Source organism: Nonomuraea sp. NPDC051191, assembly GCF_044455665.1.
GTDB lineage: Bacteria > Actinomycetota > Actinomycetes > Streptosporangiales > Streptosporangiaceae > Nonomuraea.
The window spans coordinates 91122-114712 of record NZ_JBITEZ010000028.1 but is presented as its reverse complement, the minus strand read 5'-3'; the positions used below and the strand labels follow the sequence as shown (position 1 = coordinate 114712).

Genomic DNA, 23591 nt, shown 5'->3' with positions numbered 1-23591 from the left:
GTCTCATGAGCACCGCCCCCACCTCCTCCCTCACCCCCGCCGTGCTGCGGCGGCTCGTCGCGGAAGGGCGGGCGCCGCGCCTGCTCGACGTGCGCACGCCCGGCGAGTTCCGTACGTCGCACATCGCGGGCTCGTACAACGTGCCGCTGAACACCCTGCGCGAGCACCGGGCCGAACTCCTGAGCCACCTCGACGAGGACGTCGTGCTCGTCTGCCGCTCGGGAGCGCGGGCCGCCCAGGCCGGGCAGGCCCTCGCCGAGGCCGGGCTGCCGAACCTGCGCGTCCTGGAGGGCGGGATCGTCGGGTGGGAGACCGCCGGCGCGCCCCTTGAGCGGGGGCCCGAGCGGTGGGACATCGAGCGTCAGGTCCGGCTGGTGGCCGGTTCGATCGTGCTGACCACCGGTCTCGCCGGGATCTTCGTGCCCGGCGCGCATCTGATCGGCACCGCGATCGGCGCCGGCCTGGTGTACGCGGCCGTCAGCAACTCCTGTGCCATGGGCGTCATGCTGTCCCGGCTGCCCTACAACCGCGGGCCGCGCCCGGACATCCGCACGGTGATCGCGCAGCTGCGGAAGACCCCGTGACCGTCCTGATCGTCGCGGCGTCCCTGCTCGTCGGCGTCAGCCTCGGCGTGCTGGGCGGCGGCGGGTCGATCCTGACCGTGCCGATCCTGGTCTACCTGGCCGGTCAGGACACCAAGGAGGCGATCGCCATCTCGCTGTTCGTGGTCGGCGTCACCAGCCTGGCCGCGCTGGTCCCGCACGCGCGGGCACGACGGATCCGCTGGCGCACCGGCCTGCTCTTCGGCGCGTTCAGCATGGCCGGCGCGTACGGCGGCGGACGCCTCGCCGAGTACGTCCCCGGCACGGCGCTGCTCGTCGCCTTCGCCCTGATGATGCTGGCCACGGCGGTCGCGATGCTCCGCAGGCCCCGGCACGCCGGGAGGCAGGCGCGGCCCGCCCACGGCGAGCTGCCGCTGAAGCACATCGCGGCGGAAGGGCTCGTCGTCGGCGCCGTGACGGGGCTGGTCGGCTCCGGCGGCGGGTTCCTCGTCGTCCCGGCCCTGGCCCTGCTCGGCGGGCTGCCGATGGGCGTCGCGGTCGGCACGTCGCTGCTCGTCATCGCGATGAAGTCGTTCGCCGGGCTCGCCGGGCACCTGGCGGGCGTGGCGATCGACTGGCGGCTCGCCCTGACCGTCACGGCGGCCGCGGTGCTCGGCAGCCTGGTGGGCGGCCGGCTCGCGGGCCGCATCCCGCAGGACGCGCTGCGCACGGCGTTCGGCTGGTTCGTCGTCGTCATGGGCGTGTTCGTGCTGGTGCAGCAGGTCGACACCGCCGTCTGGAGCCATCCGGTCACGTGGGCGGGGCTCGCGGCCGTGCTGGCCGCCGCGCTCGTCGCCCGGCGGTGGCGCGCGTCAGACACCGGGTGACAGGTCAGGAGGCGCCGGCTCGTCGCGCACCTGGGCGGCCGTGACCGCGACGGTGGTGACGATGTCGGCCACGGTGGCGCCCCTGGACAGGTCGTTGACCGGCCTGCGCAGCCCCTGAAGCACCGGCCCCACGGCGACCGCCCCCGCGCTGCGCTGGACGGCCTTGTACAGGTTGTTGCCGGTGTTCAGGTCGGGCACCACGAAGACCGTGGCGTGTCCGGCCACCTGGCTGCCGGGCATCTTGGCCCGCGCGACGGCGGGGTCCACCGCGGCGTCGTACTGGATCGGCCCCTCCACCTGGAGGTCGGGACGGCGCTCACGGACCAGCTCGGTGGCGGCGCGCACCTTGTCGACCTCCGCCCCCGCCCCCGAGGCGCCCGTCGAGTACGACAACATCGCGATCCTCGGCTCGACCCCGAACATCGCCGCGGTGCGGGCCGAGGCGATCGCGATGTCGGCGAGCTGCCCGGCGGTGGGGTCGGGGTTGACGGCGCAGTCGCCGTACACCAGGACCCGGTCGGCCAGGCACATGAAGAACACGCTGGAGACCAGCCCCAGCCGCAGGATCTCGAACGCCGGCCTGATCGTGTGCGCCGTGGTGTGCGTCGCGCCGGAGACCATGCCGTCGGCCAGGCCGGTGTGGACCATCAGCGTGCCGAAGTAGGAGACGTCGGTGACGGCGTCGCGGGCCAGCTCGACGGTCATCCCCTTGTGCGCCCTGGCCTCGGCGTAGGCGTGGGCGAACCGCTCGCGCAGCTCGGGGTCGAACGGGCTGAGCACCCTGGCCGCGTCCAGGTCGAGGCCGAGCTGGGCGGCCTGGACCCTGATGCGGGCGGCGTCGCCGAGCAGGGTGAGGTCGGCCACGTCGCGGCGCAGCAGGATGTCGGCCGCGCGCAGGATGCGCGGCTCCTCGCCCTCGGGCAGCACGATGTGCCTGCGCCGGGCGCGCGCCCGGTCCAGCAGCTCGTACTCGAACATCAACGGCGTGACGACGTCGGTCTTGGCGATGTCCAGCCGGTCCAGCAGCAGCCGGCCGTCCACGTGCTCGGCGAACAGGCGCAGCGCGGTGTCGATCTTCCCGCCCGCCTCGGGCGTGAACCGCCCCTCCACGGCCGAGAGCCGGGTCGCGGTGTCGAAGGTGTCGTGACCGGTGGCGATCACCGGCAGCGGGATCGTCATGCCGCGCAGCAGCCGTTCCACGGAGGCGGGCAGGTCCGTGCCGCCGGTCAGCACCACCGCCGACAGGGACGGGAAGCCCGGCGCCTTGTGCGCGGCGATCAGGCCGGGCAGCAGCGCGGCGGCCCGATCGGACGGGATGATCACCGCCGCGCCCTCGGTGAGGCGCTCCAGGATGCCCGGCAGCGACATCGCGCCCACCATCAGCGCGCTCGCCTCCCGGCCGAGCCCGTCGCGCTCGCCGAGGAAGAACCGGCCTTCGCAGGCGTCCAGCAGGTCGGCCACCGTGGGCGCGCGCAGCGAAGGCGCCTCCGGCAGCACGAACACCGGCGTCGCGTGGCTGGGCGCGAGCGGCCCGCCGGCCGACCGGGTGACCACGACCGCGAGCTCCTGGGCGTGATGGTGGGCCAGCTCCCTGGACGACACCTCGACCGCCGCGGCGATCCGGGCGGCCGTCCGGCCCCGTCCGCTCACCACGTTGATCACGGGGGTGCCCAGGTCGGCGGCCAGACGGGCGTTGAACCCGAACTCCGTCGGCGCCCCCACGTCGGTGTAGTCGGTGCCGACCACCACGACCGCGTCGCACCGCCGGGCCAGCGCGCGGAAACGGGCCACGACGTCCCCGGCCGCGCGTTCGACGTCGGCGTGCACCTCGTCGTAGGTGACACCCGCGCACGCCGCGTAGGGCAGGGCGAGCTGGAACCGGCTGCGGATGGTGTTGATCAGGCCGTCCTCGCGGCCGGCCCGTACCACCGGCCGGAACACGCCCACGGTCCCCACCTGCCGGGACAGCAGCTCCACCAGCCCCAGGGCGACGGTCCCCTTGTTGCTCCCCGCCTCGCCCGCGGCGACATACACAGCACGTGTCATGACACTCATTCTCGATGTCCTGGTACGTCGGAAACGCCACGGGCCCACCCCGTCGAGGGATGGGCCCGTGGCCGGAGGCCGGTCACCTGAGCCAGGCGTTGCGGCGGACGATCGGCAGGTTGCCGAGTCCGAGGGTGGTGCCGGCGCCGGTCAGGGCCAGGCCGATGAGGACGATGGCGTAGATGATGTGCTCGTCCAGGAAGGGGTTGGTGGCCAGGGGCAGTTCGGCGGCCCACATCATGGCGAGCAGGAGGGTGCCGGTGACGGCGGCGACGCGGGTTCCGACGCCCAGCACCAGGGCCGCGCCGATGCCCAGCAGGCCGGCCATGAACAGCCAGTCCACCCACGCCTGGCCGGCCAGGCCGGCGAACAGGCCGCCGAGCGCGTTCTCGCCGGTGCCCTTGAGGAAGCCGGTCGTGGGGCTGCCGCCCGCCAGCCACGCCTTGTTCGCCGGGGTGGCGAACCCCCAGCCGAACGTCTTGTCCAGGAACGCCCACAGGAAGACCCAGCCGATCGCGATCCGGGCCAGCGCCCAGACGTAGTCGACCGGGGTGCGCTCCGCCTTGGCGGCGGCGACGTCCGTCACAGGGCGGTGAATGGTGGTGGCCATGGCGGGCCTTCCTTTCGGTGGGGGGTGTGTCCTTGTTCGCACTTCCATTCCACAGGTTCCGCCGGCCCGCGATCAGTGTCGTACGCCCCTCGCTCGAAGGACCTTGGTCCTCTCATTCCAGGACGTCGGACAGCGGGCGCCGGGGCGTGCCCTTGCCCTCGTGGGTGACGCCGAGCCTCATGAGCATCTGCGGGTACTCCCCCGAGAACAGCTCCAGCCGCAGGAACTCGCGCAACAGGTCCAGCTCAAGGGCCTGGGTGTGGAAGGCGGCGCTCACCCCGTGCGCCGAGGCGTGCAACAACATCCGTTGCAGCGCCTGCCCGGTGGCCAGCCACTCCTTGCGGCCGTCCTCCCGCGTCGTGATCACGGCCACCACCCCGGTGGCCGTCTCCTCCTGACCGCCCGGCGCGCCCCAGCCGTGCCGCCACGAGTAGTGACGCTGAGGGAACTCCGCCTCCGTCGGCGCCGCCTCCCGCGGATAGCTCTCGGCGGGCACGCCGTCGGCACGCGTGCTGCCCGGCGGCCTGGCCCACCCGACGATCTCCAGGCTGAACCGCTGATCGGCGGCCTGAACGCCCTGCGCCGCCCGCGTGAGCGCCGCCAGCACCTCCACCGCCTCCCCGGACCGGACGGGCGTCAGCTTGACGCCCTCACCCAGCGCCCCCGCCACCAGCGACTCCACCAGCCGGTCGGGAACCGGGACGTCGGCGAACCCCGCCCGATGCGTGTGACGGCGCTCGATCTCACCGCCCAGCGACCGCGTCTCCTCGTCGGGCTCGCACTCCTGCCCCGGCCTGATCGTCGCCAGCAGCCCCGGCCGATCGGGATCGGGAAGAACCCGCACCACCGGCTCGAAGCCCGCGCACCGCATCGCCGTACGCATCGTGAACAGCGCCGCACCACAACTGATCACCAGTTCCCGGCCGGACACGTCACCGGCCGAGAGCTTCCGGGAGGTGTCGGCCTTCAGCCCGATCTCCTCGTCGGAGACCGAGAAGACCCACGGCTGGGTGTTGTGCACGGAAGGAGCCCAACGCCCGGCCTCGACCGCCGCGTCCATGGCCTGCCTCGGCGAGCGCGCGCTCATGGTCCACCTCCAGAAGACGATGAGCACAGCGCATCACATCGGCGACCCTCAGTGAAGCAGCCCCGCCCGATCAAAGGACCAACGGCCCTGTCTTGGGGGTCGGGCAGCTGGGTAGCGTCACCGACATGGCCGCCCTTGACCTGCACCGGCTCCCAGCCGTGGTCCGCGACACCGACCGGGACGGGCGCGTCCGCGCGGGGTCGCCGTGAACCCGTGGACGCTCACGTACGAGGGCTTCGCCCCGGCCTCGGTCAGGCTGCGCGAGGCGCTGTGCACCCTCGGCAACGGCCGCTTCGCCACGCGCGGCGCCACGCCCGACGGCCGCATCCGCACGCCCGGCACCTACCACGCGGGCTGCTACGACCGGCTGGCGTCCGAGGTGGGCGGCCGGACGGTCGTCAACGAGGACCTGGTCAACCTGCCCGACTGGCTGCCGCTCACCTTCGCCACGCCCGGCCAGGACTGGTTCGGCCCGGAGCTGGCCGAGCTGCTGGACTACACCCAGGAGCTCGACCTGCGCCACGGGGTGCTGCTGCGGGAGCTGCGCTGGCGGGACGGGCAGGGCCGGGTCACCCGGGTGCGGCAACGCCGCCTGGTCTCCATGGCCGACCCCGCCCTGGCCGCCCTGGAGACGACCTTCACGGCGGAGAACTGGTCGGGGCCGCTGCGCGTCCGCGCCGGGCTGGACGGGCGGGTCGCCAACGACGGCGTCGAACGCTACCGCGACCTGCGCGGCGACCACCTGACGGAACACGCCACGGGCCGCCACGACGAGCTGACCTGGCTGACCGCGACGACCCGCTCCTCCCGCGTCACCGTCGCGCTCGCCGCCCGCGCCGACGGCCCCGCCCCCGGCTCGGGCTCCGTCTCCGTGGCGCCCGACCACGTCGCCGTCGAGTACGTGCTTGCGGCCGTCGAGGGCGTGCCGGTGACGTTCACGAAGGTCGTCGCCCTGCTGACCTCGCGCGACCCCGCCGTGCACGACCCGCTGTCGGCCGCCCTGCGGCGCGCGGGGACTGCGCCGGGCTTCGCCGAGCTGCTGGCGGCGCACGCCGCGGCCTGGGAGCGGCTGTGGGAACGGGCCGAGCTGAACGTGGACGGGCCGGAGCTGTCGCAGATCGTCCACCTGCACATCTTCCACCTGCTCCAGACCCTGTCCCCGCACACGGCCGACCTCGACGCCGGGGTGCCCGCGCGGGGCCTGCACGGCGAGGCGTACCGGGGGCACGTGTTCTGGGACGAGCTGTTCGTCCTGCCCTGGCTCAACCTGCGCTTTCCCGAGATCTCCCGCGGTCTGCTGCGCTACCGGTGGCGCCGCCTGCCCGAGGCCCGCGCGGCGGCCCGGTCGGCCGGGTACGACGGCGCGATGTTCCCCTGGCAGAGCGGCAGCGACGGCAGCGAGGAGACCCAGACCTTCCACCTCAATCCCGACTCCGGACGCTGGCTGCCGGACGTCTCCCACCTCCAGCGCCACGTCGGCCTCGCCGTCGCCTACAACGTGTGGCAGTACCGCCTGGCCACCGGCTCCCTGCCGTCGTGGTGCGCCGACCTGATGATCGCCATCGCGCGGTTCTTCGCCTCGCTGGCCGTGCTCGACCCCGGCTCCGGCCGGTACGAGATCCGCGGTGTCATGGGCCCCGACGAGTACCACACCGCCTACCCCGGCGCCGCCGGACCCGGCCTGGCCAACAACGCCTACACCAACGTCATGACCGTGTGGCTGCTGCGGCACGCCCTCCAGTTGGGCGCTGTGGACGGGCCGGAGGCGGCGCGGTGGGAGGACATCACCCGCCGCATGCGGGTCGACTTCCACGAGGGCGTCATCAGCCAGTTCACCGGTTACGCCGAGCTGGCCGAGCTCGACTGGCAGCGGTACGGGGGCGTGCGCCGCCTCGACCGCGCGCTCGAAGCGGACGGCGACGACGTCAACCGCTACAAGGCGTCCAAGCAGGCCGACACGCTGATGTTGTTCTACCTGCTCGACGCCGGCGAACTGCTGGCGATCCTGGACCGGCTCGGCTATCCGGCCGACCCCGGCCTGATCCCGCGCACGATCGAGTACTACCTCGACCGCACCAGCCACGGCTCCACCCTCAGCGCCGTCGTGCACGCCTGGGTGCTGTCGCGCTGCGACCGGGCGCGCTCCTGGCAGTTCTTCGCCGAGGCGCTGGTCGGCGACGTGCACGACGTCCAGGGCGGCACCACGGCGGAGGGCATCCACCTGGGCGCCATGGCCGGGACCGTGGACATGCTGCAACGCTGTTACCTGGGCCTGGAGCCGAGGCCCGAGGGCCTGCTGCTCAACCCGCTGGTGCCCGTACGGCTGGGCACGCTGTCGCTGCCGGTCCTGTTCCGCGGGCGCCGGATCACCGTCGAGGCCGACCACGGCGGCACGCGGGTGGATGGCGTCCCCGTGCCGGGCGGCGTCGGCCTCGTCCTCACGGAGAAGGAGATGATCATGACGAACAGTGGTGACTTCGGACGCAGGGTGACCCACCACCGCGACCGGCTCGGTCTCACGATCGACCAGCTCGCCGAGCGGGCCGACATGTCCCCGGGCTATGTCACGTACCTGGAGGGCCATCTCGGCGTCCCCGACAGGAACACGGTGACCCGCCTGGCCACGGCCCTGGAGACGACCCCGCAGGACCTGCTCGGCGGTGGCCGTGACCGTCCGCCGGGCCCCGGCGCCGGGCCGGAGGAGCCGGTCATGGACGTCCTCGACCCCGAGGAGTGCCTGCGCCTGGTCGCGCCGGGCGGCATCGGGCGGATCGCGTTCAACGGCTCCCACGGGCCCACGGTGCTGCCCGTCAACTACCGGCTGCACGAGGGCGCCGTGCTGTTCCGGACCGCCCGCGGCGGCCCCATGGACCAGGACCTGCGCACCGGCCTGGAGGGCGTGGACATCATGATCGGCTTCCAGGTGGACCGGATCGACGAGGTGCGCAAGGAGGGCTGGAGCGTCCTGATCCAGGGCCCGGCCCACCACGTGCCCGAGGACGAGGTCGCCAAGCTGGCCGAGGCGGGCGTCACGCCCTGGGCGGGCGGGGAGCGCCATCTGTTCATCCGGATCGTCCCGCACCAGGTCACGGGCCGCCGCGTGCACGGCCTGTAGCGACGGCCTGTAGCGACGGCGTCAGACGGTCGCGGCGGGCCGCAGCAGCGCCTGTTGCAGCGTCCTGCCGAGGTCCGCGTCCGTGATCATGCCGGTGACGAGGCCGTCCTCGACGACCACGGCACGCAGGCCGCCCGTCCGCGAAGGGCGCTCCAGCAGGGCGGTGGCGTCGTCGTCCGGCGACAGGACGCGTGGCGGCGTCTGGGTCGCGACCAGCGCCTCCACCCTGGTCTCCCCCCTGCGTTCGGCGGGCACGGCGAGCAGGGACTCCAGCGACACCGCGCCGAGCGGGGCCCCGTCGAACCCCACGACGGGGAAGACGGACTGGTGGGAGCCGAGCACCACCGCGTCGACCAGCCCCTGCACGGTCAGCCAGGCGGGCGCCAGGTCCGGCGTGGCCGTCATGACGTCCCGTACCGACACTCCGCCGAGGCCGCGCCGGGCCGCCCTGCTCATGATCTCGCCGCGGGCGGCTCCCGCGATGTACCAGCCGGTGATCACCAGCCACATCCCGCCCAGCGGGCTCCACACCCAGATCACCGCGAACCCGGCGAAGGTCAGGGTGAGACCGATGCCGTAACCGGCCCTCGCGGCGCCGACGTCGGCGCGGTGGCGATCCCCGTATCGGCTCCACAACAGCCCGTGCAGCACCCGCCCGCCGTCGAGCGGGCTGCCCGGCAGCAGGTTGAACACGCCCAGGATCAGGTTCATCATGGCGAGCCAGGCCGCGGCGGCCCTGGGCACGCCCGGCGGCAGCACCGCCGCGGCGGCGTAGGCCAGGCCGCCGAGGAGCAGGCTCGCGACGGGGCCCGCGGCCGCCGTCGCCACCTCGCTCGCGGGCGTCCTCGCCTCCTCGCGGAACTCCGTGACGCCTCCCAGCGCCCAGAGCGTGACGCACTCCACCTCCATGCCGCACCGCTTGGCCGTCAGCGCGTGCGCCAGTTCGTGCGCGAGCAGCGACGCCATGAGCAGCAGCCCGATGACGACCCCGGCCACCCAGTACGCCGCCCTTCCCGCACCCGGGGCGGCGGCGGCCAGGACTCCGGAGCCCAGGGCCACCACCACGAGGGCGACGATGCCCAACGCGGACCAGTGAGCGCCGACGGGGATTCCCGCCACCCGTCCGAAGCGCAGGGTTTGCCTCATACTTCCAGCTTGCACGCTTCTCCACCCTTCTGACCAGCGACGTTCCAACCGCCTCCCGCACGCCCCTCAGGGACGGACCACCGCGACGGGACAGCGGGCATGGTGCAGCACTCCCCTGCTGACCGAGCCGAGGAGCAGCGACCCGAACGTGCCCCGCCCATGTGAGCCGACCACGACCAGGTCGCACGGGACGCCGGTGAGCGCCTCGACCGGATGCGCGCTCTGGACGTCCTCGATCACGTTCACGTCGGGACATCTCTCCCTCCAACCGGCGGTCCGGCCGCGGACCGTCTCGTGCTGGGCGGCCCGGACCTCGTCCAGGTCGTAGGCGATCTCGGGGGCGAAGGCGTGCACGGGCAGTTGCCAGGCGTGGACCAGGCGCAGCGTGGCGCCGCGCAGCCTGGCCTGCTCGAAGGCGTAGCCGATCGCCGGTTCGCAGGTGCCGGAGCCGTCGACGCCGACCGCGATCTCACCGACCGGCTCCCGCGCCTCGGCGCGCACCACCACGACCGGGCAGGCGACGTGCCCGGCCACGTGCACGGTCACCGACCCGAGCAGGGCTCCGGCGAACCCGCCCAGCCCCCGGTTGCCGATGACCAGCTCGTCGGCCTGCCGCGCCTGCTCCTGGAGCACGGCGGCGGGCGTCCCCTCGACGACCTCGGCGCGCGTCCGGAGCGACGGCTGACGGGCGCGCGCGACCGCCTCCGCGGCCTCCAGCACCCTGGACGCCGCCACCAGCAGGTAGTTGCCCTGGCCGTAGTCGGGGAACCTGGTGACGGCGTACCGCTGCCGGTCCAGGGCGTGCACGATCCGCAGTTCGGCGCCCGTGCGGGCCGCGTCGTCGGCGGCCCATTCGACCGCCGCGGCGCCGGGGGCCGAACCGTCGGCCCCCACCACGATCAGACCGGTCACGACGCCTCCTCCTCCGCGTGCGGCCGCACCACCGCCACCGGGCAGGCCGCGTGGTGCAGCACGCCGTGGCTGACGGAGCCGAGCACCGCGGAGGAGAAGCCGCCCCGTCCGCGCGAGCCGACCACGACGAGGTCCGCGGCGGCGGCGGCCTCGGCGAGCGCGGCCACGGGGTGGCTCCGCACCTGCTCGTCGGTGATCTCGACGTCGGGGTTCTCGTTCCTCCAGGGGATCACCCGCGCGCGGGCCGACCTCGACTCCTCCTGGAAGGAGTCGGCCAGCAGATGGCTGTAGGCCGCCCAGTACGGCGACACCGCGGGCGTCTGCCAGGCGTAGACCACGTGCAGGCGGGCGCGGCGCGCACGGGCCTGCTCGACGGCGTACGCCATGGCCTGGCGCGACCCCGCCGAGCCGTCGTCACCGGCCACCACCAGATCGTGCCGGACGGCGACGACCCCGCGGACGACCACGACGGTGCCCGCGGCATGCCCGGCCACGGCCCTGCCGACCGATCCGAGCACCATGCCGGCGAACCCGCCCATGCCCCTGCTGCCCAGCACCAGGCTGTCTGCGTCGGCCGATTCGCGGATCAGCACGTCGATCACGTTGCCCGCCAGCATCTCGGCGCGGACCTCGACGTCCCCGCTGATCGCGCGGGCCCGGTCGGCGGCGGCCTCCAGCGCGCCCGCGCAGTACCGGGCGTCGTCCACGCCGAGCGCCCACTGTTCGCAGACGTGCACGACGCGTAGCGGGAGCCCTCTGCGCTGGGCGTCGCCGGCGGCCCATTCCACCGCGGCGGTCGATGACGCGGAGCCGTCCACCGCGGCCACGATCCGTCCGCGCATCATCCCTCCTTCGCCGTCAATATCCGCATTCCCTCCTATAAGGGACGGAAAGCAGCAAAAACCTCAAAAGACGTCAAGTTTCGGGAGGAACCGCATGACGGGCAAGCAGGTTAGGCCAAGAGTTTCCTCCCCTGTGGGGCTCATCGCGCGGGCCCCGGGAAGGCTCATCCGCGCAGGTACCCGGACTAATCACCTCCCGGAGGCGGCATTGATCGACGAACGCGCCGGCCGGCCCGTGCTCGTCGGCTACGACGACTCGATCGAGAGCCGGCACGCGTTGCACTGGGCGGTCGCCGACGCGCGGCTGCGCGGGCTGCCCGTCCTCGTCTGCCACGCCCTGCACTGGCCCTACGCCCCCAGGCCCGTCGCCCAGGAGATCATGGAGCACCTCGAGCCGATGGCCCTCGGCGTCGTGGACGAAGGCGTCCGGCGGGCCAGGGAGCTGGCCCCGGAGCTGGACATCCAGCCACTGCTGGGGCGGGGCACCCCCTCGGCGGTGCTGCTGGAGGCCGCGCGGGACGCCGAGCTGACCGTGCTCGGATCCCGCGGGCAGGGCGGGTTCGAGGGCCTTCAGGTGGGGTCGGCCGCCGTCCAGGTGCCCGCGCACAGCGTCACGCCGGTCGTGGTCGTACGGCCGCCCGTCCAGCCGCCCACCCGGCAGGACGTCAGGATCGTGGTCGGCCTCGACGGCTCACCCGCCAGCCTGGCGGCCTTCGACCTCGCCCTGGACGAGGCCGCCCTGCGCGAGGGCACCGTCACCGCCCTGTGCTGCTGGGCGGACTGCGGGTCGTCGTCCTGGCAGGAGCCGCTGCCCTTCGTGGACTCGCACGCGCTGCGCAGAGGCGCGGAGAACCGCTTCCGCGAGGTCGTCTCCCACCTGGCCCGCAGGCGCACCGAGGTGACGGTGGTCACCGAGTTCCTGACCGAACGCCCCCAGCGCGTCCTGGTCGACGCCTCCAAGGACGCCACGCTCCTCGTGCTCGGCAACCGGGGCAACGAGGCCCCTCCCTGCCTGCTGCTCGGAGCGGTGACGCAGGCCGCGCTGCTGGAGGCCAGGTGCCCGGTCGCGGTGACCCCCGGGGCCGTCCTGAGCCCGCGGCTGCCGCCGGGATGACACGAGAGGAGACGGACGAGATGGCCGGACGGATCGTCGCGGGGGTGGACGGGTCGCCGCCTTCGCTGGCGGCGGTCGAGTGGGCCGCCGCGGACGCCCGCAGGCGTTCACTGGACCTGCGCCTGGTGCACGTGTGCGAGCAGTGGTCGCGGGACGCCGGGATCGTCGAGTACTGCGCCGGGATGCTGGAGGCGGCGGCCGACCGGGCGCGCGGCCTGGCGCCCGGCATCGGGATCGGCACCGAGATGCTGCCCGGCCCGGTGGTGGCCGACCTGGTACGGGAGTCGGCCGAGGCCGACAGCCTGGTGGTGGGCAGCAGGGGGGTGGGCAGCTTCGCCGGCATGGTGCTCGGCTCGACGAGCCTGGCGCTGGCCGGGCACGCCGCGCGGCCGGTCGTCGTCGTCCGCGAGGCCGCCACCGTGCGGCACGGCAGAGTCGTGGTCGGGTACGACGGGCCGCACTCGCGCCCGGCCATGGAGTACGCCGTGACGCAGGCGCGCGCCCAGGACGCCGAGCTCCTGGTGCTCTTCGCCTGGCAGCCGCCGATCCTGTCGTCGTACGCGGCCGCCTACAACATGCTGAACGAGGACTTCCAGGACCGGGCCCGGGTCGCCGCCCAGGAGACGGCTCCCTGGCGGGAGGCGCACCCGGACGTGCGGATCGTCGACGACCAGCGCTGCGACCATCCCGTGGCCGCGCTCAGGAACGCCTCCTCCTCGGCCGACCTGGTCGTGGTGGGCTCGCGTGGCCTGGGCAGGTTCGCCTCGGCGCTGCTGGGGTCGGTCAGCCACGGCGTGCTGCACCACGCGGTGTGCCCGGTGGCCGTGGTGCCGTCGCCGTCCGGCTGACTCACGGCCGGGGGTGGTCCCCCGGCACGACGGCGACGGGGCAGGGCGCGTGCTGCGGGAGGGAACTCGTGGTGCCGAGGTGCGCGGCCCGCGGCCGGCCCACGACGACGAGGGTGGCCCGCTCGTGGGCCTCGCCCGGCTCAATGCGGACGTCCGGGTGGCGGGCCGGCCACTCCCCCAGGTCGGCGGAGGCCACCAGGGACAGCCCGCGCAGGGCCGCCTCGGCGAACGCGAACTCGACGATCGGCGCCTCGGGCTCCCGCTCGGCCAGGACGACCGGGCCCGGCCGGGTGGCCTTGGGCAGCGGTCCCGGGCCGCGTACGACGATCACCGGGCACTCGGCGTGGGCGGCGGCGTACCCGGCCACCGAGCCGACCACCGCCCTGGGCAGCGCGCTCAGCCCCCGGGAGCCGACCACGAGGAGCGCGGCCCGGCCGGAGAGCTCCACCAGGCGCTGGGCGGCCGGGCCCTCGTACAGGTCGGTCTCCACGCGGATGCCCGAGCTGGTGGAGCGGGCGCACTCGGCGCCGTGCCACAGGACGTGCTCGGCCGCCTTGCGCAGGTGGGCCTTGGCCTCCTCGTCCGCGTCGCCGTACGGCCATTGCCAGGCGTGGACGACGGTCAGCGGCAGGTTCCTGAGCTCGGCCTCGTCCAGCGCCCAGTCCAGGGCCTGCACGGAGAAGTCCGAGCCGTCGTAGCCGAGCACGATGCGATCCAAGTCCGTGGTCCCTTCAGTCGTCCCCAGGGCTCATCTCCCCGCGAGCCGGCCGACCACGCTGGAGCGGCCCTGTTTGACGGGACCTTGGTCCTCCTTTTCCGGCCGCGCGGGTCCGGCGCCGCTCGCGGGCGGCCGTACTGAAACGGTGGGCCCTGCGGTGCGTGCGATGGGCGGCGGTACGCCCGCCACCGGCGAGGGCCTGCGGCGCGGCCCGGTAGAAGCGGCGCTTGCCGAACTCGATGAGGGCCAGATAGGCGGCCACCATCAGGCCCAGCGCGACGAAGAAGGGGCCGGGCAGCGGCTGGAAGCCCAGGACGGCGGCGAGCGGGGTGGCCGGGATGATCGCGCCGAGGGCCACGACGCCGAGGGCCGCCATCAGCAGGGGGACGCTCGGACGGCTGCGGAAGAACGGCACGCGCCTGGTCCGGATGGCGAAGACCACCAGCACCTGGGTCGCCAGGGACTCGACGAACCAGCCGGTGCGGAACAGCGACGGCCCGGCGTGGAAGACGCCGAGCATGACCGCGAAGGTGACGAAGTCGAACACCGAGCTGATCGGGCCGAAGAACAGCATGAACCGCCGGATCAACGACACGTCCCAGCGGGACGGGCGCCGCAACTGCTCGGGGTCGACGTTGTCGGTGGGGATGGCGAGCTGGCTGGAGTCGTAGAGCAGGTTGTTGAGCAGGATCTGGGAGGGCAGCATCGGCAGGAACGGCAGGAACGCCGAGGCCGCGGCGGCGGAGAACATGTTGCCGAAGTTGCTGGAAGTGCCCATCAGGACGTACTTCATGGTGTTGGCGAAGATCTGCCGGCCCTGGGTGACGCCGTCGGCCAGGATGTCGAGGTTCTTCTCCAGCAGCAGCACGTCGGCGGCGTCCTTGGCGACGTCGGTGGCCGCGTCGACGGAGATGCCCACGTCGGCGGCGTGCAGCGCGAGGGCGTCGTTGACGCCGTCGCCGAGGAAGGCCACGTCCAGGCCGTTGCGCCGCTGGACGCGCACGATCCGCGCCTTGTGCTCGGGGCTGACGCGGGCGAACACGACGGCCTGTTCGATGAGCGCGGCCAGCCGGACGTCGTCGGCGGCCTCGACGTCCTGCCCGGTCAGCACCCGGCCGCCGGGCAGGCCGAGGTCGGCGCACAGCTTGGCCGCGACCGCGGGGTTGTCGCCGGTGAGGACCTTGACGGTGATGCCGAGCCCGGCCAGGCGTTCCAGCGCCCGCGAGGCGCCGGCCTTGGGCGGGTCGAGGAAGACCAGCAGGCCGCGGAAGGTCAGGTCGTGCTCGTCGGCCGGGGTGAGGGTCGCCTGGCGGGCGGCGGCGCCGGACAGCCGCCGGGTGGCGACCGCGACCACGCGGTTGCCCGCGGCGAACTCGGCCTCCAGCACGGCCCCGGCCCGGTCGCCGACGGCGGCGCAGCGCGCCAGCACGGCCTCCGGGGCGCCCTTGGTGATGATCATCCGGCCGTCGTCGTCCTCGACCAGCACCGAGGCCGCCCGCCGTTCGTGGTCGAAAGGCACGACGGCCAGGCGACGGCTGGTCGGCCCGGGTCGGAGGGCGGCGGCGGGCGCCTCCCACAGGGCGACGTCCAGGGGGTTGCCGCTCGCCGTGCGGCCCGTCTCACCGTCCTGGCCGTCGAGGACGGCCTCGTTGCACAGCAGGCCCAGCTCCAGCACCTGGTCGTCGGGCCGGCCGTCCGGCCCGAGCGAGCGCATGAAGCTGATCCGGCCCTCGGTCAGGGTTCCGGTCTTGTCGGTGAACAACACGTCGATGTCGCCCAGGTCCTCGATGCAGACCAGCCGTTTGACCAGCACCCGGTGCTGAGCCAGCCGGTGGGTGCCGGCGGCCAGGCTGGTCGAGACGACGGCGGGCAGGAGCTGGGGGGAGATGCCGACGGCGATCGCCAGCGAGAACAGCAGCGCGTCCAGCACCGGGCGGTGCAGGACGAGGTTGATGACGAAGATCCCGGCGGTGAGCGCGGCGGCGACGCGGACCAGCAGCATGGAGAACTTGCGCAGCCCGATCTGGAACTCGGTGTCCGGATGGCGTTCGCCGAGCTGGAGCGCGATGCGCCCGAACTCGGTCCGTCCGGCGGTGGCCACCACCACGCCGGTGCCGGACCCGGCGTGCACGACGGTGCCCATCAGCGCGCAAGCGGACAGCTCGGCCAGCGGCGTGCCCGGACCGACGGGCCGGACGGCCTTGGCCACGGGCAGCGACTCGCCCGTCAGCACCGACTCCTCACACTCCAGCCCCGCCGTCGAGACCAGGCGCAGATCGGCCGGGACGATGTCCCCCAGCCGCAGCGTGACGACGTCGCCCGGGACCAGCGTGACCACGTCCACCAGCCGGGGACGGCCGTCCCGCAGGGTCAGGCAGCGGTGCCGGATCTGGGTGTGCAGCGCCTCGGCCGCCTTCTCCGCCCGGTACTCGTTGAAGAAGCCCAGCCCGACCGAGACCGCCAGGATCACGCCGATGATCAGCGCGTCCGACGACTCGCCGAGGAAGAACGACGCGGCGGCGGTGACGGCCAACAGGATCAGCAGGGGCGAGCGCAGCTGGCGGGCCAGCACCGCGAAGCGCCTGGCCCGGTGGGTGCGCAGGGAGTTGGGGCCCACCACCGCCAGGCGGCGCTCCGCCTCGGCCTGGGTCAGGCCGCCGGTCGTGCCGTCCAGCCGGGCCACGACCTCCTCGACCGGGAGCCCGGCCGCGGCCGTGACGTCCAGGGCGTCCTTCCCGTTCATGTTCCGGTCTTCCCGCTCGTCTCCTCCTGGTTCTGGGTTACCAGGCCCTCGCCCAAGACAACGGCAAACCCGTCCAACGCCGACGCCAACGCGGCGCCGCCCCGCCGGACCGGCACGTTTACGGCCCTGACCAGGGCGAAGACTAGATCCTGAGACACCTTGCAGCGACTCCGCCGACCCGTAGGCCACGGCGGGCAGGAAGGACACCCACGTGACGCCCTCGTCCTCTGGCCTGTCGTCGGCGGAGGCGGCCGTCCGCCTGGAACGCGACGGCCCCAACCTGCTGCCGCGCAAACCGCCCACCCCCTTGTGGCGGCGCGTCGTCACGCAGCTCAGGGATCCGCTCATCATCGTGCTGCTGGTCGCGGCGGCGCTGACGATCAGCACCGGCGACTGGACCGACGCCGCGGTGATCGCGCTGGTGATCGTGGTCAACACCGCCGTCGGCGTGACGCAGGAGGTGCGCGCCGACCACGCCATCACGGCCCTGGCCGAGCTCGCCACCCCCGAGACGCGCGTCGTACGGGACGGCCACCAGCGGCAGATCCCCGCGGGCGACGTCGTGGTGGGAGATCTCCTGGTGCTCGCCGAGGGCGACATCGTCCCGGCCGACGCCGAGGTGGTGGAGTCGGCGGCGCTGCTGGTCGACGAGTCGGCCCTGACGGGCGAGTCGGTCCCGGTGGACAAGATCGCCGGCGCGGCGGTCTCCTCGGGAACCGTCGTGGCCCGCGGCAGGGGCCGGGCGGTGGTCACCGCGATCGGCGCGGCGAGCGCCAGCGGCCGCATCGCGGCGCTCATGGTCAAGGGGGCCGGCCTCACGCCGCTGCAACGCCGCCTGGCCGGGGTCGGACGGCTGCTGGCCGGGGTGGCGGTGCTGCTGTCGGCGCTGGTGCTGGTCCTGGGCCTGGTACGCGGCCAGCCGGTCGAGCTGATGGTGGTGACCGCGATCAGCCTGGTGGTCGCCGCCGTGCCCGAGTCGCTGCCCGCGGTGGTGACCCTGAGCCTGGCCCTGGGCGCCCGCCGGATGGCGGCCCGCGACGCGCTCGTCCGCAACCTGCCCGCCGTCGAGACGCTGGGCTCGGTGACCGTGCTCGCCACCGACAAGACGGGCACCCTCACCGAGGGCCGGATGGTCGCCCGGCACGTGTGGACCCCGGCGGCGGAGGCCGCCGTCACCGGTTCCGGCTACGCGCCCGACGGCGAACTCGTCACCGACCGGGACCCCGGCGCCTTCGCCGAGCTGCTGAGCGCCGCGGCGCTGTGCAACGACGCGCGCCTGCGCCCACCCCAGGAGGCGGGCGAGGAGTGGACGGCGCTGGGCGACCCCACCGAGGCAGCGCTGCTGGCCGCCGCCGCCCGCCTCGGCCTCGACCGCGAGCGCCTCCAGGAATGTCTCCCCAGAGTCGCCGAGCTGCCCTTCGACAGCGACCGCAAGCGGATGAGCACGGCGCACCTGCTGCCGCACGGAGGCGTCCGCCTGATCTGCAAGGGCGCCCCGGAAGCGCTGCTGCGCCCGGACGTGCTGGCCGACGATCCGGCGTCACGGGCGAGCGCCGCCGAACGCGCCGACCGGTACGCCCGGGACGGCTACCGCGTGCTGGCGGTCGCGAGCGCCGACCTGGACGCCCTCCCCCACCCCGTCCGGGAGGAGGGGCTGTCGCTGCTCGGGCTGGTCGCGATCCTGGACCCGCCGCGCCCCGCCGCGGCGGCGGCCGTGGCCGACTGCGAACGGGCCGGCATCAGGCCCGTCCTCATCACCGGCGACCATCCCGGCACCGCCCGCGCCGTCGCCGTCGACCTGGGCATCATCGGCCCCGCCGAGCGGGTGGTCGACTGCCGCGAGCCCGGCGCGCTCGCCGCGGGCCCGGCCGGCGTCTACGCGCGGGCCACTCCCGAGCAGAAGCTCGACATCATCGAGGGCCTGCGCGGCCGGGGCGAGGTCCTGGCGATGACCGGCGACGGCGTCAACGACGGCCCGGCGCTGCGCCGCGCCGACATCGGGGTGGCCATGGGCAAACGTGGCACCGAGGTCGCCCGGCAGGCCGCCGACCTCGTGCTCGCCGACGACAACCTGGACACCGTCGTCGCGGCCGTCGAGGAGGGCCGCCGGGTCTACGCCAACATCCGCCGTTTCCTGGTCTACGGCCTGTCGGGCGGGACGGCCGAGATCGCGGTGATGGTGCTGGGCCCGTTCGTGGGGCTGCCGCTCCCGCTGCTGCCCGCCCAGATCCTCTGGATCAACCTGCTCACCCACGGCCTGCCCGGCGTGGCGCTGGGCGGGGAGCCGACCGTGCCGGGAACCATGTCGCAGCCGCCCAGGCCACCCGGCCAGAGCATCATGGGGGCGGGCCTGTGGCAGCGGGTCGTGCGCATCGCCGTCGTGCTCACCGCCGTCACGCTGGGCGTGGCCGTCTGGGGGTCGCTGACCGGGCGGCACTGGCAGAGCATGGCCTTCTTCGCGCTCGGCGCCACCCAGCTCGGCGTGGCGCTGGGCACCCGGACCCGGCCCGGCACGCTGGCCAACCCGATGCTGCTGCTCGCCGTGGCGGGCGCGCTCGTCCTGCAACTGGCCGGGATCTACCTGCCGCCGCTGCGCGAGCTGCTCGGCACCCGGCCGCTGCCGCCGGGTGACCTGCTGATCGTCCTCGCGCTGTCCACGCTCGGGTACGCCGCCGCCCGCCTGGACCGCATCCTGCACCCGTCCCCGACGTCCGGGGTGGCGCCGCGCCGGTGACCCGGCGCCCGGCGGCTGGTCAGGAGGCCCGGACCCGGACGGACGCGGCCAGGCTCTCGCCCCACTGCCTGGCCCGCTCCAGCTCCCCCGGCACCAGCGGCCCCTGCGTGCCGGCCACGTAGAAGCCGCGCGGCGGCACGACGAGCCGGACCCCGAGGCGGCGCAGCCGCTTGGCCACCGCCCGGCCCGCCGAGCCCGGCAGGCGGGGTCTGGCCACGCGGGTGTCGAACGCCGCCGAGCAGAGCCCGGCCGACGACGTGCTCAGCGTGGCCAGCCACTCCCGCACGCCCCTGCCGCGCGACACCAGCGGCCCGCCCGCCTGCTGGGCGGCCGAGTCGCGGGTGGAGGCGCGGCTCATGGAGAAGGCGTGCGTCGGCCCGCCCACCACCAGCAGCGCGACCTCGCCGCCCACGTGCCCGGGGGCCGAGCCGACCTCCGCCACCTCGGCCCGCATCCGGGTGGCCAGCCCCTCGGCCACGGCCTGGGCGATCCGCTCGGTGTTGCCGTACATGGACTCGTAGACGACCAGGGCCTTCATCTCACGCCTCCCGCCAGCTCTTCGACGACCGGCACGATTCCCGCCGTTCCGGCAGGATCGGTTCGAGGTGGAACATCCCGGTCATCACCTCGGTCGGCTCGTGCGGCGGCTCGATCCGTCCGGCGACCGCGGCCAGGACGTCCCGGGCGGTGATCAGGCCGACCAGGCCGTCGTCGGACAGCACGGGCACCGCGTCCACGTCGGCGTCGAGCATGACGGCCGCGACCCTGCCCAGCGGGGTGCCCGGCCCGACCCTGGGCGTACGGACGCCGCCCAGGAGCTCCCGCACCTCGCGCCCGGCCTGCTCCTGCGGCCCGCCGGACCAGGACGCGGCCAGTTGCTCACGCGTCAGGATGCCCAGCAGGTGCCCTCCGTCGACGACCGGCAGGTGGTGCACGCCGGCCCGGCGCATCAGCTCCCACGCCATCAGCGGGGACTCCTGGGGTTCGACGGCCACCAGGACGCGGCTCATGACCTGTCCCGCCGTCGTCAGGCTGTTCATGCCCGGTCTTCCTGGCGAGGGCGGACCACCGCGACCGGGCAGGTCACGTGGTGCAGCACGCCGTGGCCGACCGAGCCGAGCACGGCGGAGGCGAACCCGCCCCGGCCGCGCGAGCCCACCACGACCAGGTCGCCCGTCGCGGCCGCGTCCATCAGGGCCGAGACCGGGTGCGCGCACGGCTGCTCGTCGGTGATCACCAGGTCGGGGTTGGCCTGCCGCCAGGGCGTCACGCGCTCGCGCGCCGCCGCCTGCTCCTCGCGCACCACGTCCTCGACCAGGCCGCTGTAGGCGACGGCGTACGGCGAGAACACCGGCAGCTGCCAGGCCGAGACCACATGGAGCCGCGCGTGGCGGGCCCTGGCCTGCTCGACGGCGTACTCCATGGCCGCCCGCGAGTCGTCCGAGCCGTCGTGGCCCACCACCACCGTGCCGTGCCCGGACGCCCCGGCCGCCCCGGCCGCCCCGGCCGTGCGGACGACGACGACCGGCCCCGCCGCGTGCCCGGCCACCGCCAGGCTCACCGAACCGACCATCATCCCGGCGAACCCGCCGAGCCCCCGGCTGCCCAGTACCAGGGCGTCGGCCGCCGCCGACTCGCGGATCAGCTCCTCGACCACGTTCCCGGACAGCACCTCCGTCGTCACCTTGACGCCGTCCGCCACCGCGCGGGCCCGGCCGGCGGCCTCCTCCAGCGCGCGGGCGCAGTGCCCGGCGTCCCCCTCGTGCAGCCATTGCGGGCCCACGTGCACGAGACGCAGGTCCAGGCCGCGCCGCCGCGCGTCGGCGGCCGCCCATTCCACCGCTTCGGTCGCCGGGACGGACCCGTCCACACCGACGACGACGTGAGTGCTCATCAGCATCTCCTTCACCGGTCGAAGCTCTCACCGCCACCCTCGTACGGGCGGCGGCGCGGCGCCGGAGGAGGAAGTCCCGGACGGCAGGGCCATTGGTCCTTCGGCCGAGCGCCCGTCGTCAGGACGAGGTCAGCCGCGCGAACGTCTGGTGGGCGATCTCCCACTCCTCGTCGGTGGGGATGACCAGGACGGGCACCTCGGCGCCGGGGACGGACACCGCGCGCTCACCGGCCGAGCCCGCCGCGTTGAGCGCGGGGTCCACGGCGATGCCGAGCCGGTCGAGCCCGGCCAGGGAGGCGGCCCGGGTGGCGGCGTCGTGCTCGCCGACGCCGCCGGTGAACACGATCGCGTCCACCCGGCAGCCGAGCAGCGCGTGGTAGGCGCCGACGTACTTGCGGATCCGCCGGGCGTAGATCTCCAGGGCCAGCCGGGACTCGTCGTCGTCGCGGGCGCGCACCTCGCGCATGTCGCCGGACCCGGTGAGCGCGAGCAGGCCGCCCCGGTGGCTGAGCGCGTGCTCCACCTGCTGGGCGTCCAGGCCGCCGGTACGGGCGAGGTAGGCGGCCAGGGCCGGGTCCACGTCGCCGGATCGGGTGCCCATGACCAGCCCTTCCAGCGGCGTCATGCCCATGGACGTGTCGACGCTGCGCCCGCCGGAGACGGCGGTGACGCTGGCGCCGTTGCCCAGGTGGAGCACGATCAGGTTGAGGCCGGCGAGGTCGCGGCCCAGCACGGCGGCCGCGCGGCGGGAGACGTACGCGCACGAGGTGCCGTGGAAGCCGAAACGCCGCACGCCCTGCTCACGCCACTCGCGCGGCACCGCGTACGTGTACGCCTCGGGCGGCAGCGTCCGGTGGAACGCGGTGTCGAACACGGCCACCTGCGGCACGTCGGGGAACACCTTGAGCGCCAGCCGGATGCCGGTCAGGTTGATCGGATTGTGAAGGGGGGCGAGCGGGGCCAGTTCCTCGATGGCGGCGATGACCTCGTCGTCGATGCGCGTGGCCGCGGCGAACCGGGTGCCGCCGTGCACCACCCGGTGCCCGACCGCGGTCGGAGCCAGGTCGGGGCCTGCGGCGGCGAACGCCTCCAGCATCGCCTCCAGCCCCTCGGCGTGGCCGGGGAAGGAACGCTCCAGGACGTACGGCGGGCCTTGCCCGTTGCGGTGCGTGAGCCGTCCGCGTTCCTCCCCGACTCGCTCGACCAGCCCTCTGGCGGCGCGCGTACGGGTGTGCGGGTCCACGAGTTCGTACTTGATGGAGGAGGATCCCGTGTTCAGCACGAGAATGGGGTCGGCCATGTCCCTGAGCCTATTTCCGGCCGACTCCGGCGAGGGACTCGGTGGCGTGCTCGGGATAGGGGTCGCCGCCGTACGGCCGCCAGTCGCCCAGCGGCACCAGCCCGGGGTCGAGGAGGGTGAACCCGTCGAAGAAGGCCCGGATCTCGGCCTCCGTGCGCGCACGCACCGGGTTGGCCGTCCGCGCGTAGACGGCCTTCCCCGCTCCCTGGGCGGGCTCCGGGACGGTGTCCGCGCAGACATGGCTGATCGCCAGATGGCTGCCGGACGCGAGACCCGCACGCAGGGTCGCCGCGTACTCGACCGCCTCGTCCTCGGGGACGAAGTGCCAGACGGCGACGGTGATGACGCCCACGGGCTCGCCGAAGTCGACGAGCCCGGTCACGACCGGATCGTTCAGGATCGCGGCGGGGTCGCGCAGGTCGCCGAAGACGGTGGGCGCGTCCGCGAGAGCCTGCCGCGCGGGGGCGATCTCGGGGTCGTTGTCGACGCGGACGACCCGGGCGTCCGGGTGGACCTCGCGGACCACGCCGTGGACGCTCGGCTCGATCGGCAGGCCGCACCCGATGTCGAGGAACTGCCGGACGCCGGCCTCGGCCATCGCGCGGGCGGCCCGCAGGACGAAGCCGCGGTTGGCCCGGGCGGCGGCCTCGATCGTGGGCAGCCGCGTCTTGAACGCCTCGGCCGCCTGCCGGTCCACCGGATGGTTGTCGGTACCGCCCAGCAGGTAGTTGTAGATGCGGGCGGAACTGGGAGCCCGATCGTCGACGGTCATGGAATTCCCTTCGTGGACGGGGGGACGGGTCACGCGTGCCCGGCTGATTCCCGGTGCGCACGGCGCCAGAACGAGGCCGGATTCCGGTCATGGGAGGAATAGCTGTCATTTCAACTATTTCCGGAAGAGCCGAACCCAAGTCCATGATCACACGGACGCGGTCCGTCCGGCGAGAAGGGATCACGCCGGGCCGCCCGCGAGAGGCCGGTGAACTTGGTATGACCATTCGATGAACGGCCTTCCGGTGCTGGTCAGGCCGTCTTTTCCGAGCCCGCCCGACT

The 23591-nt window shown here is 74.1% G+C and carries 19 protein-coding genes; 6 read left to right on the top strand and 13 right to left on the bottom strand.

Features of this window, described 5'->3' with window-relative positions:
• The first annotated feature begins 5 nt into the window (after window positions 1-5).
• Complete coding sequence (locus ACIA8R_RS49235) at window positions 6-584, top strand: rhodanese-like domain-containing protein (RefSeq protein WP_357707699.1); 579 nt, start codon at window positions 6-8, stop codon at window positions 582-584.
• A complete protein-coding gene (locus ACIA8R_RS49230; RefSeq protein ID WP_397044832.1) occupies window positions 581-1429 on the top strand; it encodes a sulfite exporter TauE/SafE family protein in 849 nt (282 codons plus the stop codon). The genes ACIA8R_RS49235 and ACIA8R_RS49230 overlap by 4 nt, the downstream gene beginning before the upstream one ends.
• On the opposite strand, the gene pta is transcribed toward ACIA8R_RS49230, so the two are convergent.
• The 3 genes from pta to ACIA8R_RS49215 form a co-directional block, all read right to left on the bottom strand.
• Window positions 1415-3475 carry a phosphate acetyltransferase gene (gene pta / locus ACIA8R_RS49225; RefSeq protein WP_397044830.1) on the bottom strand — a complete coding sequence of 687 codons (2061 nt, stop codon included), beginning with the start codon at window positions 3473-3475 and terminating at the stop codon, window positions 1415-1417. The genes ACIA8R_RS49230 and pta overlap by 15 nt on opposite strands.
• An 82-nt stretch (window positions 3476-3557) precedes the next feature.
• Window positions 3558-4085: a hypothetical protein gene (locus ACIA8R_RS49220; RefSeq protein WP_357707695.1), complete on the bottom strand. Its 528-nt coding sequence runs from the start codon at window positions 4083-4085 to the stop codon at window positions 3558-3560.
• Between the two features lie 112 nt (window positions 4086-4197).
• Window positions 4198-5172: an Acg family FMN-binding oxidoreductase gene (locus ACIA8R_RS49215; RefSeq protein ID WP_364104489.1), complete on the bottom strand. Its 975-nt coding sequence runs from the start codon at window positions 5170-5172 to the stop codon at window positions 4198-4200.
• Between the two features lie 205 nt (window positions 5173-5377).
• Here ACIA8R_RS49215 and ACIA8R_RS49210 point away from each other — a divergent pair, with 205 nt between their 5' ends.
• Window positions 5378-8287, top strand: a complete 2910-nt coding sequence (locus tag ACIA8R_RS49210) for a pyridoxamine 5'-phosphate oxidase family protein (protein WP_397044828.1) — start codon at window positions 5378-5380, stop codon at window positions 8285-8287.
• A 21-nt stretch (window positions 8288-8308) separates the two neighbouring features.
• Here the strand turns inward: ACIA8R_RS49210 and ACIA8R_RS49205 are convergent, their stop codons facing one another.
• The 3 genes from ACIA8R_RS49205 to ACIA8R_RS49195 all read right to left on the bottom strand — a co-directional run bounded on the left by ACIA8R_RS49205 (window position 8309) and on the right by ACIA8R_RS49195 (window position 11190).
• A complete protein-coding gene (locus ACIA8R_RS49205; RefSeq protein ID WP_357707692.1) occupies window positions 8309-9433 on the bottom strand; it encodes a site-2 protease family protein in 1125 nt (374 codons plus the stop codon).
• Between the two features lie 66 nt (window positions 9434-9499).
• Window positions 9500-10345 (bottom strand): universal stress protein, encoded by an 846-nt coding sequence (locus ACIA8R_RS49200; RefSeq protein WP_397044826.1) that lies wholly within the window; start codon window positions 10343-10345, stop codon window positions 9500-9502.
• Entirely contained in the window at window positions 10342-11190 is an 849-nt protein-coding gene (locus ACIA8R_RS49195; RefSeq protein WP_397044824.1) for a universal stress protein, read from the bottom strand. The genes ACIA8R_RS49200 and ACIA8R_RS49195 overlap by 4 nt, the downstream gene beginning before the upstream one ends.
• A gap of 205 nt (window positions 11191-11395) precedes the next feature.
• On the opposite strand from ACIA8R_RS49195, the gene ACIA8R_RS49190 reads away from it, so the two are divergent.
• Entirely contained in the window at window positions 11396-12301 is a 906-nt protein-coding gene (locus ACIA8R_RS49190; RefSeq protein ID WP_397044822.1) for a universal stress protein, read from the top strand.
• Window positions 12302-12321: 20 nt separating this feature from the next.
• Window positions 12322-13149, top strand: coding sequence for a universal stress protein (locus tag ACIA8R_RS49185; RefSeq protein ID WP_357707688.1), 828 nt, complete (start codon window positions 12322-12324; stop codon window positions 13147-13149).
• 1 nt (window position 13150) lies between these two features.
• On the opposite strand, the gene ACIA8R_RS49180 is transcribed toward ACIA8R_RS49185, so the two are convergent.
• Both ACIA8R_RS49180 and mgtA read right to left on the bottom strand, forming a co-directional pair.
• The gene (locus ACIA8R_RS49180; protein WP_397044820.1) at window positions 13151-13867 is read right to left on the bottom strand and encodes a universal stress protein; all 717 of its coding nucleotides are present in this window, start codon (window positions 13865-13867) and stop codon (window positions 13151-13153) included.
• Between the two features lie 13 nt (window positions 13868-13880).
• Window positions 13881-16610, bottom strand: a complete 2730-nt coding sequence (gene mgtA, locus ACIA8R_RS49175; protein WP_397044818.1) for a magnesium-translocating P-type ATPase — start codon at window positions 16608-16610, stop codon at window positions 13881-13883.
• Between the two features lie 211 nt (window positions 16611-16821).
• On the opposite strand from mgtA, the gene ACIA8R_RS49170 reads away from it, so the two are divergent.
• A complete protein-coding gene (locus ACIA8R_RS49170) occupies window positions 16822-19344 on the top strand; it encodes a cation-translocating P-type ATPase (protein WP_397044816.1) in 2523 nt (840 codons plus the stop codon).
• A 19-nt stretch (window positions 19345-19363) separates the two neighbouring features.
• On the opposite strand, the gene ACIA8R_RS49165 is transcribed toward ACIA8R_RS49170, so the two are convergent.
• The 5 genes from ACIA8R_RS49165 to ACIA8R_RS49145 form a co-directional block, all read right to left on the bottom strand.
• Window positions 19364-19882: a flavodoxin family protein gene (locus tag ACIA8R_RS49165; RefSeq protein ID WP_397044814.1), complete on the bottom strand. Its 519-nt coding sequence runs from the start codon at window positions 19880-19882 to the stop codon at window positions 19364-19366.
• A 1-nt stretch (window position 19883) separates the two neighbouring features.
• On the bottom strand, window positions 19884-20384 hold the full coding sequence (locus tag ACIA8R_RS49160) for a CBS domain-containing protein (protein WP_364101742.1): 501 nt from the start codon (window positions 20382-20384) through the stop codon (window positions 19884-19886).
• A complete protein-coding gene (locus tag ACIA8R_RS49155) occupies window positions 20381-21238 on the bottom strand; it encodes a universal stress protein (protein ID WP_397044812.1) in 858 nt (285 codons plus the stop codon). The genes ACIA8R_RS49160 and ACIA8R_RS49155 overlap by 4 nt, the downstream gene beginning before the upstream one ends.
• Window positions 21239-21356: 118 nt before the next feature.
• Window positions 21357-22538 carry an acetate kinase gene (locus tag ACIA8R_RS49150; RefSeq protein WP_364101748.1) on the bottom strand — a complete coding sequence of 394 codons (1182 nt, stop codon included), beginning with the start codon at window positions 22536-22538 and terminating at the stop codon, window positions 21357-21359.
• Window positions 22539-22548: 10 nt separating this feature from the next.
• Entirely contained in the window at window positions 22549-23310 is a 762-nt protein-coding gene (locus ACIA8R_RS49145) for an SAM-dependent methyltransferase (protein ID WP_397044810.1), read from the bottom strand.
• Window positions 23311-23591 lie beyond the last annotated feature (281 nt).

Bases quoted from the DNA above. Each gene is read 5' to 3' on its own strand.
- ACIA8R_RS49155 (WP_397044812.1), bottom strand. From the start codon at position 21,238: ATGAGCACTCACGTCGTCGTCGGTGTGGACGGGTCCGTCCCGGCGACC.
- mgtA (WP_397044818.1), bottom strand. From the start codon at position 16,610: ATGAACGGGAAGGACGCCCTGGACGTCACGGCCGCGGCCGGGCTCCCG.
- pta (WP_397044830.1), bottom strand. From the start codon at position 3,475: ATGACACGTGCTGTGTATGTCGCCGCGGGCGAGGCGGGGAGCAACAAG.
- ACIA8R_RS49205 (WP_357707692.1), bottom strand. From the start codon at position 9,433: ATGAGGCAAACCCTGCGCTTCGGACGGGTGGCGGGAATCCCCGTCGGC.
- ACIA8R_RS49220 (WP_357707695.1), bottom strand. From the start codon at position 4,085: ATGGCCACCACCATTCACCGCCCTGTGACGGACGTCGCCGCCGCCAAG.
- ACIA8R_RS49160 (WP_364101742.1), bottom strand. From the start codon at position 20,384: ATGAACAGCCTGACGACGGCGGGACAGGTCATGAGCCGCGTCCTGGTG.
- ACIA8R_RS49150 (WP_364101748.1), bottom strand. From the start codon at position 22,538: ATGGCCGACCCCATTCTCGTGCTGAACACGGGATCCTCCTCCATCAAG.
- ACIA8R_RS49185 (WP_357707688.1), top strand. From the start codon at position 12,322: ATGGCCGGACGGATCGTCGCGGGGGTGGACGGGTCGCCGCCTTCGCTG.
- ACIA8R_RS49235 (WP_357707699.1), top strand. From the start codon at position 6: ATGAGCACCGCCCCCACCTCCTCCCTCACCCCCGCCGTGCTGCGGCGG.
- ACIA8R_RS49195 (WP_397044824.1), bottom strand. From the start codon at position 11,190: ATGATGCGCGGACGGATCGTGGCCGCGGTGGACGGCTCCGCGTCATCG.
- ACIA8R_RS49215 (WP_364104489.1), bottom strand. From the start codon at position 5,172: ATGAGCGCGCGCTCGCCGAGGCAGGCCATGGACGCGGCGGTCGAGGCC.
- ACIA8R_RS49145 (WP_397044810.1), bottom strand. From the start codon at position 23,310: ATGACCGTCGACGATCGGGCTCCCAGTTCCGCCCGCATCTACAACTAC.
- ACIA8R_RS49165 (WP_397044814.1), bottom strand. From the start codon at position 19,882: ATGAAGGCCCTGGTCGTCTACGAGTCCATGTACGGCAACACCGAGCGG.